Here is a 13,114-nt window from a genome sequence, read left to right on the forward strand (position 1 = left end):
AACCTCTTATCTGGCTTGTCTATGAGATTGTGCGAACCAGTAAAAAATTTAAAGCCTGCTAAAAAACAAAGCGCCGCAATTGCGGCGCTTTAGGAGAGACTTAAACCGGATTAAAATTCCATTAACTCGGTTTCTTTCTCGCTCAAAGCAACGTCGATTTTCTTGATGAAAATATCAGTCAGTTTCTGAATATCGTCCTGAGAACGACGGTCTTCATCTTCACTGATTTCTTTATCTTTCAACAATGCTTTGGTTTTATCGTTCGCATCACGGCGGACGTTACGTACGGAGACACGGCCCTGCTCTGCTTCGCCACGCACGACCTTGATGAGATCCTTACGACGTTCCTCTGTCAGTGCAGGCAATGGAACACGGATTGTCGCACCCGCAGAAGACGGGTTGAGGCCCAAATCAGAAGTCATGATCGCTTTTTCAACAGCAGCGCTGATGGAGCGATCGAATACAGAGATTGCCAGAGTACGGGAATCTTCCACCGTCACCTGGGCCAGTTGACGCAGAGGCGTTGCTGAACCGTAGTATTCCACCATGATGCCATCCAGGATGCCCGGAGATGCACGGCCGGTACGGATTTTGCTGATATGGGTTTTGAATGCTTCAACGCATTTTTCCATACGAATTTCAGCGTCTTTTTTGATTTCGTTAATCACGTTGTGAACCTTTGAAAGCTGATTACCTGGCAGACCATAACATCAGTATAGTCCGTGAATACTCATGCCAGCAGAGGCTGGCTGAACGTAATGTTCAATTGTGAAGGATCATTCCGCTTTAGAAATCAGCGTTCCTTCATTTTCACCCATCACCACGCGACGCAGTGCGCCAGGCTTATTCATGTTGAAGACGCGAATTGGCAGATTGTGATCGCGGGCCAGCGTAAAGGCAGCCAGATCCATTACTTTCAATTCCTGTTCCAGCACTTCCTGATAGGTCAGTGTTTCGTAAAGTGTCGCATCCGGGTTTTTCACCGGATCAGCTGAATACACACCGTCAACTTTGGTGGCTTTTAATACCACATCAGCTTCGATTTCAATACCGCGCAGACACGCGGCTGAGTCAGTGGTAAAGAAAGGATTGCCGGTACCGGCAGAGAAAATTACCACGCGGTTATGACGCAGCAAGCTGATGGCCTCAGCCCAGCTGTAATTATCACACACACCGTTCAAAGGGATCGCAGACATCAGGCGTGCGTTAACATAGGCACGGTGTAATGCATCACGCATTGCCAGGCCATTCATGACAGTTGCCAGCATACCCATATGGTCGCCTACAACACGATTCATGCCAGCCTGTGCCAGACCCGCGCCACGGAATAGGTTACCGCCGCCGATCACAACACCTACCTGAATGCCGAGTTCGACCAGCTCTTTCACTTCCTGAGCCATGCGATCTAATACACTCGCGTCGATACCAAAACCTTCACTACCCTGCAGGGCTTCGCCACTGAGTTTGAGCAGGATACGTTGATAAACGGGTTTCGCATTGGTAGCCATGGTGTCTGTCCTAGAAGCAATGTGTCTTAATGGATAGTCGGTTTTTACATCATAGCGTTGTCTGAATGACTTCACGCACAATGTAATAGGAATTTGGGGCTGGATAAAACGGAACCGCCCTTTCGTAGCGGTTCCATTTTAGGGTGTATCAGATACTGATTAAGACTGTTTAGTCATTGCTGCAACTTCAGCAGCAAAGTCAGTCTCAACTTTCTCGATACCTTCGCCCACTTCAAAGCGGATGAAGTTAATCACGTCAGCATTGTGTTCTTTCAGAACCTGACCCACAGTTTTGCTTGGGTCGATAACGAAAGGCTGACCTGTCAGAGAAACTTCGCCGGTGAATTTCTTCATGCGGCCTTCAACCATTTTCTCTGCAATTTCTTTCGGTTTGCCAGACTGCATCGCGATGTCAAGCTGAACCTGATACTCTTTTTCTACCACTTCAGCAGACACGTCTTCAGGCTTAACGAATTCTGGTTTGCTTGCTGCAACGTGCATAGCAATTTGCTTAACCAGTTCTTCATCAGCGCCTTTAGCCGCAATCAGAACACCGATACGTGCGCCGTGCAGGTAGCTGCCCAGCACATCGCCTTCAAGAATTTGAACGCGACGAATGTTGATGTTCTCACCGATTTTAGCAACCAGCTGAATACGCTCTTCTTCGAACTGAGCTTTCAGGACTTCAACGTCAGTCACTTTGCCTGCAACAGCAGCGTCCAGCACTTTGTCAGCAAAAGCCTGGAAACCAGCATCTTTAGCCACGAAGTCAGTCTGGCAGTTAACTTCCAGAATCACGCCGAAGTTGCCTTCGATTTTAGTTTTGATCACGCCGTCAGCAGCTACGTTGCCTGCTTTTTTCGCCGCTTTGATCGCGCCAGATTTACGCATGTTTTCAATTGCCAGCTCGATGTCGCCGTTAGCTTCAACCAGAGCTTTCTTACAATCCATCATGCCAGCGCCAGTACGTTCGCGCAGTTCTTTTACCAGGGCAGCGGTAATATCAGCCATTGTATTTTCCTCGATTATCTCAGTGCAAAAAGGGTTTTTGCGGTGAGATATTTCTCGCATTTAAGATAAGCAAAGGGGGCCAATAAAGGCCCCCTAACCAACATATTTCAATACCTGGTTAATAAGGGCTCTGCTGAGCTTGCCTTATTATTCAGCTTCTACGAAGCTTTCTTCTGCCTGAACAGCCAGATCTTGCGAACGGCCTTCACGGACAGTGGCAGCAACAGCGCTCAGGTACAGATTTACTGCACGGATTGCGTCATCGTTACCTGGGATAACAAAGTCAACGCCATCCGGATCGGAGTTGGTATCAACAATGGAGAATACCGGGATACCCAGGTTGTTAGCTTCTTTGATTGCAATGTGTTCGTGATCAGCATCGATTACAAACAGAGCATCAGGAAGACCACCCATATCCTTGATACCACCCAGGCTGTTTTCCAGCTTAGCCAGTTCACGAGTACGCATCAGCGCCTCTTTCTTGGTCAGCTTCTCGAAAGTGCCGTCCTGAGACTGAATTTCCAGATCTTTCAAACGTTTGATGGACTGACGAACGGTTTTCCAGTTAGTCAGCATGCCGCCCAACCAGCGATGGTTCACGAAGAACTGGTCGCAGTTGTGTGCAGCTTCTTTTACCGCTTCGCTTGCTGCGCGTTTAGTACCAACGAACAGGATCTTACCTTTACGGGAGGAGATCTTCTGCAACTCAGCCAGAGCTTCGTTGAACATTGGAACAGTTTTCTCAAGGTTGATGATGTGAACCTTGTTACGAGCGCCGAAGATGAATGGCTTCATTTTCGGGTTCCAGTAACGGGTTTGGTGACCGAAGTGAACACCGGCCTTGAGCATATCGCGCATGGAAACAGTTGCCATGATAAAACCTCTATTAAGTAGTTGGGGTTATGCCTCCACGTATCCCATACAACCGACCCTGCAGAACGAATTCCCAAGGCACCCCGGCGTATGTGTCGATACGTGTGTGTTATTACTTACGTTAATAAGTACACAATGAGTGATTTTGGCTTTAATCCCTCAGCGTCGTAAGACTCAGAGCGGATTGCCGGCGCGCTTTATACCATAAATAACGGCCCGACAGCAACTTTTGTTCAGCAGATTGCTTCACGGGAAATGATAGTTTGGCAGCAAATATCAGGGCTGATACCATAAGTCACAGCTTATTATTGACGACATCGGTGTAGAAATAAAGCACACCTGATGCACAGAACCCGCAGGACAACACATGGCTATTTCAATCAAAACCCCCGAAGACATCGAGAAAATGCGCGTTGCTGGCCGTCTGGCCGCAGAAGTGCTGGAAATCATTGAACCTTTCGTTAAACCGGGCGTGAGCACGGGTGAGCTGGATCGCATATGTGCCGATCATATCGTGAACCAACAACAGGCGGTTTCAGCCTGCCTGGATTACCACGGTTTCCCGAAATCTGTTTGTATCTCCGTTAATGAAGTGGTGTGCCACGGTATTCCGAGCGAAGATAAGATTTTGAAAGAGGGTGACATCGTCAACATTGACGTTACGGTGATTAAAGACGGTTTCCACGGCGATACATCCAAAATGTTCATCGCGGGTAAACCGACGATTTTGGGCGAGCGTCTTTGCCGTATCACCCAGGAAAGCCTGTATATCGCCCTGCGCATGATCAAACCGGGTATCCGCTTGCGCACGCTGGGTAAAGAGATCCAGAAATTCGTGGAAGCCGAGAAATTCTCTGTGGTACGCGAATATTGCGGTCACGGCATTGGCGAAGGTTTTCACGAAGAACCTCAGGTGCTGCATTATGACGCAGATGACGGCGGTGTGGTGTTACAGGCTGGCATGGCCTTTACCGTTGAACCTATGGTCAATGCGGGTGATTACCGTATACGCACCATGAAAGACGGCTGGACAGTAAAAACTAAAGATCGCAGCTTGTCGGCTCAGTACGAGCATACTATTGTGGTCATAGATAACGGTTGTGAAATTATGACGCTGCGTAAGGATGACACCATCCCGGCTATCCTTACGCACGACTAAACAGTCACCCGCTCTGCGGAGAGGGTATAAATCTGTGAATCAAACCGGCGAAAGCCGGTTTTTTTATCTTTCACGTTTATTGGTCTCTCACGTGTAGGGCTGCGCACCCATGATTGAAAACTATTCGGCTGAAAAGAGCCTGCAACCGCAAACCACGCAGGATCTTATCCGCACTTACCCGCCACAGCCCGTCTCCCCTTCTGCCTATCCGGACGACGATTTAAACCGTCAGAGCCTGAAACAATATATGGAACAGTTTCAGGTGTGGCTGGCAGATGCCTTCAATGCCGGGCAACGGGCGGAAGATCTGGTGGATGCCCGGACGCATTACATCGATCAACTTTTGCAGCGTCTGTGGACGTTCTATGGCTTCGACAATATTCCTGAAACTGCGATGGTGGCCGTCGGTGGTTACGGGCGCGGCGAATTGCATCCTTTATCAGATATTGATGTTCTGGTGCTCAGCCAGAAACGTCTCAACGATGAACAGGCGTTGCGGATCGGTGAGCTGATTACGTTGCTGTGGGACCTTAAGCTGGAAGTCGGACACAGCGTGCGTACGCTGGAAGAGTGTCTGCTGGAGGGATTAGCTGATTTAACGGTGGCCACCAACCTGATTGAATCCCGCCTGATTTGCGGCGATGTCGCGCTGTTTCTCAGTATGCAGAAACACATTTTCAGTGACGGATTCTGGCCTTCGCCAAACTTTTTCCGCGCCAAGATCGATGAACAGAATGAACGCCATCAGCGTTATCACGGTACCAGTTATAACCTTGAGCCGGATATCAAAAGCAGCCCCGGCGGACTGCGCGACATTCACACCATTTTATGGGTGGCCCGCCGCCATTTTGGTGCCACATCGTTAGATGAAATGGTGGCCTTTGGTTTCCTGACTAAAGCCGAGCGTAACGAACTGCTGGAATGTCAAAGCTTCCTGTGGCGTATCCGTTTTGCCCTGCACTTGCTGCTGCCACGCTACGACAACCGCCTGCTGTTTGATCGCCAGCAAAGTGTGGCACAGCTGTTGCAATATCAGGGGGAAGGCAATCAGCCCGTCGAACGCATGATGAAAGATTTCTACCGCATGACCCGCCGGGTCGGTGAGCTGAATCAGATGTTATTGCAGTTGTTCGATGAAGCGATTCTGGCCATCGGCCCGAATGAAAAACCACGGCCGCTTGATGAGGATTTCCAGCTGCGTGGTGACCTGATTGACCTGCGGGACAGCACCCTCTTTGACCGCCGTCCGGAAACGATCATCGGCATGTTCCACCTGATGGTGCGCCATCGCGAAATCAAAGGCATTTACTCCACCACCGTCCGCCTGTTGCGCCATGCCCGACGCCATCTCAAAGAGCCTCTGTGTATGATCCCGCAGGCACGTGAAATGTTTATGTCGATTCTGCGCCATCCAGGGGCCGTGTCACGTGCGCTGGTGCCGATGCATCGTCACAGCGTGCTGTGGGCGTATATGCCGCAATGGGGGCAAATCGTCGGACAGATGCAGTTTGACTTGTTCCACGCTTATACGGTCGATGAACATACCATTCGTGTTTTGCAAAAACTTGAAAGCTTCGCCCATGAAGAAACCCGGCCAAAGCACCCTTTATGCGTGGAATTGTATCCGCGTCTGCCACAGCCGGAGCTGTTGCTGATGGCTGCCTTGTTCCACGATATCGCCAAAGGCCGTGGCGGCGATCACTCGATCCTCGGTGCGCAGGATGTGCTGGAATTTGCCGAACTGCACGGGCTGAATTCCCGCGAAACACAGCTGGTGGCCTGGCTGGTTCGCTGTCACCTGCTAATGTCAGTGACAGCGCAACGCCGGGATATTCAGGATCCTAATGAAATTCAGCAATTTGCTGCGGAAATGCAAAGCGAAGTGCGCCTGCGCTATCTGGTCAGTCTGACCGTGGCAGATATTTGTGCCACTAACGAAACGCTGTGGAACAGCTGGAAACAGAGCCTGATACGCGAACTGTATTTTGCCACCGAAAAGCAATTGCGTCGCGGCATGCAAAACACGCCGGATCTTCGCGAACGTGTGCGTCATCACCGTCTGCAGGCGCTGGCATTGCTGCGTATGGACAATATCGATGAAGAAGCACTGCACCGGATCTGGAGCCGCTGTCGTGCAGATTATTTCCTGCGCCACTCACCCAATCAGTTGGCCTGGCACGCAAGACATCTGCTGGAACACGACTCCGCCAAACCGCTGGTGTTGGTCAGCCGTCAGGCAACGCGTGGCGGTACCGAAATATTCATCTGGAGCCCTGACCGGCCTTATCTGTTTGCCACCGTCGCCGGTGAGCTGGACAGGCGTAACCTGAGCATTCATGACGCACAGATTTTCACTAACCGCGATGGTATGGCGATGGACACCTTTATCGTGCTGGAACCGGATGGCAGTCCGCTGGCACAAGATCGTCATGAAGCGATCCGTTATGCGCTGGAACAATCCATGACGCAGGCTTACCAGCCACCTCGGACCCGGCATCCTTCGCCGAAACTGCGCCATTTCAGCGTGCAGACAGAAGTCAGTTTCCTGCCTACCCATACGGACCGCCGGACGTATATGGAACTGGTGGCGCTGGATCAGCCCGGCCTGCTGGCACGCGTCGGGGAGGTCTTCTCTGATCTCGGCCTGTCGCTGCACGGTGCGCGCATATCAACCATCGGTGAACGCGTAGAGGATTTATTTATTCTGGCAAATGGTGAGCGTCGTGCGCTGGATAATCAAACCCGCAAGGAAATCACACGCCGGTTAACTGAGGCACTCAACCCTGGCGACAAAATGTGATACAAGTACCACTATCTTTTAAAACCAATTCAGGAAAGAGAACAGGATGCAGCAACTACAAACCGTTATTGAACAAGCCTTCGAGCGCCGTGCAGATATCACCCCGGCTAACGTTGACAGCGTAACGCGCGACGCTATCACTGAAGTTATCGGCAAAATCGACAGTGGCGAATTGCGTGTTGCTGAGAAGATTGATGGCGAATGGGTGACGCATCAATGGCTGAAGAAAGCGGTACTGCTCTCGTTCAGAATCAATGACAACCAGGTTATGGAAGGCGGTGAAAGCCGTTACTTCGATAAAGTGCCGATGAAATTCGCGGACTACGATGAAGCGCGTTTTCAGCGTGAAGGCTTCCGCGTGGTCCCCCCAGCGGCAGTGCGTAAAGGCGCATTCATCGCACGTAATACAGTGCTGATGCCTTCTTACGTCAACATCGGCGCTTACGTTGATGAAGGCACCATGGTAGATACCTGGGCGACTGTCGGTTCGTGTGCACAAATCGGTAAAAACGTTCACCTGTCTGGTGGCGTGGGTATCGGCGGCGTTCTGGAGCCACTTCAGGCTAACCCGACTATTATCGAAGATAATTGCTTCATCGGCGCACGTTCAGAAATTGTTGAAGGCGTTATCGTTGAAGAAGGCTCTGTGATTTCCATGGGCGTTTACATCGGCCAGAGCACCAAAATCTATGACCGCGAAACTGGCGAAGTACATTATGGCCGCGTACCCGCAGGCTCTGTTGTTGTTTCCGGTAACCTGCCTTCAAAAGACGGTAAGTACAGCCTGTATTGCGCGGTTATCGTGAAGAAAGTAGATGCGAAAACGCTGGGCAAAACGGGTCTGAATGAGTTATTACGCACTATCGACTAAACTTGAGAAAAGCGGGTATTAATAACCCGCTTTTTTATCTTCTAAACGGCAAAGTGTGCAATTAATCAATGATTAAAGCCGCCGTTCAGTTCATCATGACACTCTGATTTATTCTCCTAAACGAAGGTGGCGCTATGTATGACAATCTGAAAAGCCTGGGCATTAATAATCCCGACGATATTGATCGTTACAGCCTGCGTCAGGAGGCCAATAACGACATTCTGAAGATCTATTTCCGCAGAGATAAAGGCGAGTTTTTTGCTAAAAGCGTGAAATTTAAATACCCGCGCCAGCGTAAAACTATCGTTGCCGATAATGCCGGCCAGGGTTATAAAGAAATTCATGAGATCAGCCCGAATCTGCGGTATGTGATTGATGAGCTGGATCAAATCTGTCAGCGTGATCAGGTCGAAGTGGATCTGAAACGTAAAATTCTTGATGACCTGCGTCATCTCGAATCCGTCGTGGCAAATAAAATTTCCGAGATTGAATCTGATCTGGAAAAACTCACCAACGGTCGCTGATAAATTCCGGTCAGAAGATGCGAATACAAAAAAGGTCAGGCTTTCGCCTGACCTTTTGAGGGTGCGGAGAACACGTCAGGGCGTGACGTTATTTAAGCAACTGTCCCCATTTTTCCACCCACGGAATCGCAACGGTTTCCGGCTCTGCAGTTTCCATCGCATCAATTTCCAGCATTTCGCCAATGCGCGACGCACCCTGCTCCTGCAATAAATCATCCAGTTTATGCCCGCCACCACAGAAATGATCGTAGCTGATATCACCCAGCGCAATCATACCGTAACGCAACTCCGGCTGATAACCGACAGTATCGCGGATGGCAACATATAACGGCGCGATATTGTCCGGTAAATCGCCCTGACCGGTAGTGGACGTCACAATCAGCACAAAATGATGGCGATAATACTGCCAGGCTTCCAGCGTGCCTTCCTCGAACAATTTCACCTCATGCCCCTGGCCTTTCAGCACGGTTTCCGCTTCTTCTGCCACCAGTAACGCATTGCCATATACCGTACCGACAAAAATTCCGACTTCTGCCATGGGATTCACTCCTGTGTGAGGCCAATATTTCAATCAAAGGACTTAAATTTGTGGACTATCCTGACCGTAAGTTTCCGCAAACTCAACCCTTTCAAGCTGAGGGATTTTTCCCTGCCAGCCAAACTGCGTCACCACATTTTGCCAGCGATGATCCCAGCGCGCATGTAATGACAATAATTCTCCGGTCACCGGATGCGGCAGTTGCATATGGCTGGCGTGCAGCATCAGTCCTGAACAACCAAAATGCTGCGCCATGCCACGGTTTTGCTTTAAATCTCCGTGCGCGCTGTCACCGATAATCGGGTGGCGCAAATGCGACATATGCCGGCGCAACTGATGCTTGCGACCGGTTTCCGGTTTCAGTTCTACCAGGCTATAACGCGCCGTATCGTAACGACCGATAGCCACCGGCATTTCAACCTGAGCCAGGACGCGATAATGCGTGACGGCAGGCTGTGGCGCTTTATCCGGACTGGCAAATTTATCAGCGATTTTATCAAGCTCTTCCGTCAGCGCGTAATCGAGCGTACCTTCTTGCGGCACATATCCGCGAACCACCGCGTGATATACCTTGCTCATCTGATTATTTTCAAACTGCTGAGACAGCAAACGCGCCACCTCGCTGGACAGCGCCAGCAGCAACACACCGGATGTCGGCTTATCCAGCCGGTGAACCGTAAACACATGCTGACCAATCTGATCACGCAATGTTTGCATCACAAACACCGTTTCATGGCGATCCAGCCAGCTGCGGTGCACCAACATGCCCGCCGGTTTATTCACTGCGATCAGATATTCGTCCTGATACAAAATTTCCAGCATGTCAGTCTTCTATGTTCAGCAAATCGTCGAGGCGTTGCAACTGAGCCAGCAAACGTATTGCTTCAGGCATTGCCACTTCAAAATAAGGGGTGATAGCAAAACGGGTTGGCAAGGGCGCCTGGGCCTCAAGCAACGCGTACATACGGGGAACCAGTACCCATTGCAGCCATTGTTCAGCAGACAGGGTATCCACTGAAAACGGTTCTTTGCTTTCAAAGGCTTCCGCTTCCGGCGGCGTGGCATGCCACAATTTATCATCACGCATGACCTGTTCGATATCTTCTAAAATCTGGCGAACCTGGTTTTCTGTATTCATCAATGCCTCTCTTCGTTCATGGCCCCGGGCAGCCTACGCCGGGCGGCGCAAAGCATAACATTGAAGGACTGATGCCCCAACTTTCTGCATCGTAACCAATTTAACTATTCAGCCATAAGTTTTTCGTGGTAGCGATAAACGCCCGATACGGGCAAACTACCGCCACTTTTTTCTTTACAGATGTGTCCACATGTCCGCACAACACACTCAGAAAGCCCATGCAACACCCGCCAAAGCGATGCTGGCCTCCGTGACCGGGTACGCCATGGATGGTTTCGATTTACTGATCCTCGGCTTCATGCTCCCGGCCATCACTCACGAATTTAGCCTGTCGTCCTCACAAAGTGGTTCACTGGTCACCTGGACCCTGATTGGCGCCGTACTTGGCGGCGTGATTTTCGGGCCAATCAGCGATCGTTTCGGCCGCATCCGTGTACTGACCTTCACCATTGGGATGTTCTCCCTGTTCACCGGTTTATGCGCTTTCGCACAAGGCTACTGGGATTTGCTGGTCTATCGCACATTGGCCGGTGTCGGGCTGGGTGGCGAATTTGGTATTGGCATGGCGCTGATTGCAGAAGCCTGGCCCGCTGAAAAGCGTAACCGCGCCTCGGCTTACGTGGGTATGGGCTGGCAACTGGGCGTGTTAATGGCAGCCTTCCTGACGCCACTGCTGCTTGGGATTATCGGCTGGCGTGGCATGTTCCTGGTCGGTCTGCTGCCGGCACTGGCCTCTTTCCTCATACGCCGTACAATGGGCGAACCGGAAGCCTTTGTAAAAAACGCCCAGACCCGCAACGACGGCACGCTGTTTAGCCGTATCAGGCTACTGTTCCGTGATAAAGCCACCACCAAAGCCAGCATCGGCATTCTGATCTTATGTTCTGTTCAGAACTTTGGTTATTACGGTCTGATGATCTGGATGCCAAGTTATCTGTCGAAAAACTTTGGCTTCTCACTGACCAAATCTGGGCTGTGGACTGCTGTGACCGTTGTCGGTATGACCTTCGGCATCTGGCTGTTCGGCATGCTGTCCGACCGTTTCCCTCGCTGGAAAATCTTTCTGATTTATCAGATTGGCGCTGTTGTGATGGTGTTATGTTACGCACAGTTAACTGACCCGACGCTGATGTTGTTCGCAGGTGCGCTGATGGGGATGTTCGTGAATGGCATGATTGGGGGTTACGGCGGCCTTATTTCCGATCTCTATCCGGTGCGTGTCAGGGCGACGGCGCAGAATCTGTTATTTAATCTCGGGCGCGGCGTCGGCGGTTTTGGCCCGCTGGTGATCGGAATACTTGTGGCACAGGTGTCATTTACCGCAGCAATTACGTTGCTGGCGGCGATTTATCTGCTGGATATTTTTGCCACCCTATTTCTGCTGCCGAAAAAACAAGGGCAGGATGATGTGTTAGGGGCGATTGGCTGAGTCAGTGGCTGGCGCTTCCGGCGGAATAGAAGCGTTTAACGAGGCAATATCTATATCTATCATTAAAAAGTTGGGGGCACTGTTTTCACAGTGCCCCCGGTTCGTTTTATAGCAATCCAGCTACCTCAGTGCTCCCTGCTCAATCCCTGAAAACTTTTCCTGTGGTTATCCTAACCGGCTATCCTTTGCATCGTCCCACTTTCATCCTGACGGGCTATCCTAAATCATCCTGACTAAAGTCCCTTGGTCATCTGTGACCCGCTCAGCTTCCTTTGTGAGCTCTCTTCTCCGTCCTGGAGGTGTCCCTGGTTTCGTCCTGAAACATCCTGGCATAATCCGATGCCGTCCTGACTCTTCCTGAGCCGTCCCCTTCTTTTATGAATCAGCCATCATCCTGATGTTCTGCTTCATGCTTCCTTAGTGCACAACTAGAATCGTTGATTTCGCGCTTCCGGGCAAGACAGGCTGTAAGCCAAAATCAGGCCAGGTAAGCCATGCCACAAACGATTCTGCGTTTAACTTATTGATTATAAAAATTATAAGTATTTTTATCGTAAACTTACTAAGTCAAATTAACGAGATCTCTTACAGGCTTTGTGAGAGATCTCTCACACGCTTGTGAGCCATTTATGCTCTGCGGGGCGGAGTTTCAGATCATGATCAGGCGGGATAAACCGGGGTCAGCATTGTAAGGAATTCTGATAGCGATGGCGAGAGCAGCGTTCGTTTTTTACTGCCGAACTGTTCCAGCACGACATTACCGGTCACATTGCATAACGACACCATATCCAGCTCGGAATCTGTAGTCGCCAGGAAAACTGTTGGCGTCAGTTTCAGCCGCTTTTGGGTAACCAGATGCCCGATCAGATTTTCCTGCAAACGGGTGAAATCTTCCTGGCTCCAGACCTGCAACAGCGTCAGCGGATTTCCCTGCCAGCTGGCGGCCATATCCCCTGCATACTGCGTTGTGTAAAACTCATGAGCCTCAGAACGCAGTTGTAACTCCAGCGCCCGCTCCACATTTTGCAACGTCGCGTCAGGTGTAAATGTCTGCGTCAGCCAGAAAACTTTTTCATCTTCGGTTTTGATCACGCACGGCGAATCAACACCAAAAAGGGCTTCGCTGGCGGGTGGCATGCCGGTTTCCTCCTGCCAGAGTTCGACATAACGCTGAGTAAATCCTCGCAATGCTACAGAAACTTCAGACTCCATAATTCTCTCATCTTCCGGTAAGGCTGGGGTAAACTAGGGGATTATTTTCTA

The 13,114-nt window shown here is 50.5% G+C and carries 13 protein-coding genes; 5 read left to right on the forward strand and 8 right to left on the reverse strand.

Annotated elements, in window-relative coordinates; all coding sequences use genetic code 11:
- Positions 1 to 110: 110 nt before the first annotated feature.
- The 4 genes from frr to rpsB form a co-directional block, all read right to left on the reverse strand.
- Complete coding sequence (gene frr, locus J1781_RS07720) at positions 111 to 668, reverse strand: ribosome recycling factor (RefSeq protein ID WP_129954976.1); 558 nt, start codon at positions 666 to 668, stop codon at positions 111 to 113.
- 108 nt (positions 669 to 776) lie between these two features.
- The gene (gene pyrH, locus J1781_RS07725) at positions 777 to 1,508 is read right to left on the reverse strand and encodes a UMP kinase (RefSeq protein WP_129954975.1); all 732 of its coding nucleotides are present in this window, start codon (positions 1,506 to 1,508) and stop codon (positions 777 to 779) included.
- 159 nt (positions 1,509 to 1,667) lie between these two features.
- On the reverse strand, positions 1,668 to 2,519 hold the full coding sequence (gene tsf / locus J1781_RS07730) for a translation elongation factor Ts (RefSeq protein WP_129954974.1): 852 nt from the start codon (positions 2,517 to 2,519) through the stop codon (positions 1,668 to 1,670).
- 147 nt (positions 2,520 to 2,666) lie between these two features.
- A complete protein-coding gene (gene rpsB, locus J1781_RS07735; protein ID WP_013574193.1) occupies positions 2,667 to 3,392 on the reverse strand; it encodes a 30S ribosomal protein S2 in 726 nt (241 codons plus the stop codon).
- A gap of 367 nt (positions 3,393 to 3,759) precedes the next feature.
- Here rpsB and map point away from each other — a divergent pair, with 367 nt between their 5' ends.
- The 4 genes from map to J1781_RS07755 all read left to right on the forward strand — a co-directional run bounded on the left by map (position 3,760) and on the right by J1781_RS07755 (position 8,746).
- A complete protein-coding gene (gene map / locus J1781_RS07740; protein WP_217233409.1) occupies positions 3,760 to 4,551 on the forward strand; it encodes a type I methionyl aminopeptidase in 792 nt (263 codons plus the stop codon).
- Between the two features lie 109 nt (positions 4,552 to 4,660).
- Positions 4,661 to 7,351, forward strand: coding sequence for a bifunctional uridylyltransferase/uridylyl-removing protein GlnD (glnD, locus tag J1781_RS07745; RefSeq protein WP_217233410.1), 2,691 nt, complete (start codon positions 4,661 to 4,663; stop codon positions 7,349 to 7,351).
- Between the two features lie 46 nt (positions 7,352 to 7,397).
- Positions 7,398 to 8,222 carry a 2,3,4,5-tetrahydropyridine-2,6-dicarboxylate N-succinyltransferase gene (gene dapD / locus J1781_RS07750; protein WP_217233411.1) on the forward strand — a complete coding sequence of 275 codons (825 nt, stop codon included), beginning with the start codon at positions 7,398 to 7,400 and terminating at the stop codon, positions 8,220 to 8,222.
- A 134-nt stretch (positions 8,223 to 8,356) separates the two neighbouring features.
- Positions 8,357 to 8,746, forward strand: coding sequence for a DUF3461 family protein (locus J1781_RS07755; RefSeq protein WP_013574189.1), 390 nt, complete (start codon positions 8,357 to 8,359; stop codon positions 8,744 to 8,746).
- An 88-nt stretch (positions 8,747 to 8,834) separates the two neighbouring features.
- Here the strand turns inward: J1781_RS07755 and J1781_RS07760 are convergent, their stop codons facing one another.
- Genes J1781_RS07760 through J1781_RS07770 form a run of 3 tightly spaced genes read right to left on the reverse strand, consistent with a single transcriptional unit; the run spans position 8,835 to position 10,422 of the window.
- Entirely contained in the window at positions 8,835 to 9,284 is a 450-nt protein-coding gene (locus J1781_RS07760) for a flavodoxin (protein WP_129954971.1), read from the reverse strand.
- A 42-nt stretch (positions 9,285 to 9,326) separates the two neighbouring features.
- Positions 9,327 to 10,106 carry a tRNA pseudouridine(65) synthase TruC gene (gene truC, locus J1781_RS07765; RefSeq protein ID WP_217233412.1) on the reverse strand — a complete coding sequence of 260 codons (780 nt, stop codon included), beginning with the start codon at positions 10,104 to 10,106 and terminating at the stop codon, positions 9,327 to 9,329.
- A gap of 1 nt (position 10,107) precedes the next feature.
- The gene (locus tag J1781_RS07770) at positions 10,108 to 10,422 is read right to left on the reverse strand and encodes a YqcC family protein (RefSeq protein ID WP_129954969.1); all 315 of its coding nucleotides are present in this window, start codon (positions 10,420 to 10,422) and stop codon (positions 10,108 to 10,110) included.
- A 190-nt stretch (positions 10,423 to 10,612) separates the two neighbouring features.
- Here J1781_RS07770 and J1781_RS07775 point away from each other — a divergent pair, with 190 nt between their 5' ends.
- Complete coding sequence (locus J1781_RS07775; RefSeq protein WP_129954968.1) at positions 10,613 to 11,851, forward strand: MFS transporter; 1,239 nt, start codon at positions 10,613 to 10,615, stop codon at positions 11,849 to 11,851.
- A 660-nt stretch (positions 11,852 to 12,511) separates the two neighbouring features.
- Here J1781_RS07775 and syd read toward each other — a convergent pair.
- Positions 12,512 to 13,063, reverse strand: a complete 552-nt coding sequence (gene syd, locus J1781_RS07780) for a SecY-interacting protein (protein WP_129954967.1) — start codon at positions 13,061 to 13,063, stop codon at positions 12,512 to 12,514.
- Positions 13,064 to 13,114: the final 51 nt, after the last annotated feature.

The organism is Rahnella perminowiae, from assembly GCF_019049695.1.
GTDB lineage: Bacteria > Pseudomonadota > Gammaproteobacteria > Enterobacterales > Enterobacteriaceae > Rahnella > Rahnella perminowiae.

What these genes read in the sequence shown, in the direction of transcription:
- syd (WP_129954967.1), bottom strand. Translation starts at nt 13,063, where the DNA reads ATGGAGTCTGAAGTTTCTGTAGCATTGCGAGGATTTACTCAGCGTTAT.
- glnD (WP_217233410.1), top strand. Translation starts at nt 4,661, where the DNA reads ATGATTGAAAACTATTCGGCTGAAAAGAGCCTGCAACCGCAAACCACG.
- truC (WP_217233412.1), bottom strand. Translation starts at nt 10,106, where the DNA reads ATGCTGGAAATTTTGTATCAGGACGAATATCTGATCGCAGTGAATAAA.
- tsf (WP_129954974.1), bottom strand. Translation starts at nt 2,519, where the DNA reads ATGGCTGATATTACCGCTGCCCTGGTAAAAGAACTGCGCGAACGTACT.
- pyrH (WP_129954975.1), bottom strand. Translation starts at nt 1,508, where the DNA reads ATGGCTACCAATGCGAAACCCGTTTATCAACGTATCCTGCTCAAACTC.
- J1781_RS07770 (WP_129954969.1), bottom strand. Translation starts at nt 10,422, where the DNA reads ATGAATACAGAAAACCAGGTTCGCCAGATTTTAGAAGATATCGAACAG.
- dapD (WP_217233411.1), top strand. Translation starts at nt 7,398, where the DNA reads ATGCAGCAACTACAAACCGTTATTGAACAAGCCTTCGAGCGCCGTGCA.
- J1781_RS07755 (WP_013574189.1), top strand. Translation starts at nt 8,357, where the DNA reads ATGTATGACAATCTGAAAAGCCTGGGCATTAATAATCCCGACGATATT.
- J1781_RS07760 (WP_129954971.1), bottom strand. Translation starts at nt 9,284, where the DNA reads ATGGCAGAAGTCGGAATTTTTGTCGGTACGGTATATGGCAATGCGTTA.
- rpsB (WP_013574193.1), bottom strand. Translation starts at nt 3,392, where the DNA reads ATGGCAACTGTTTCCATGCGCGATATGCTCAAGGCCGGTGTTCACTTC.
- J1781_RS07775 (WP_129954968.1), top strand. Translation starts at nt 10,613, where the DNA reads ATGTCCGCACAACACACTCAGAAAGCCCATGCAACACCCGCCAAAGCG.
- map (WP_217233409.1), top strand. Translation starts at nt 3,760, where the DNA reads ATGGCTATTTCAATCAAAACCCCCGAAGACATCGAGAAAATGCGCGTT.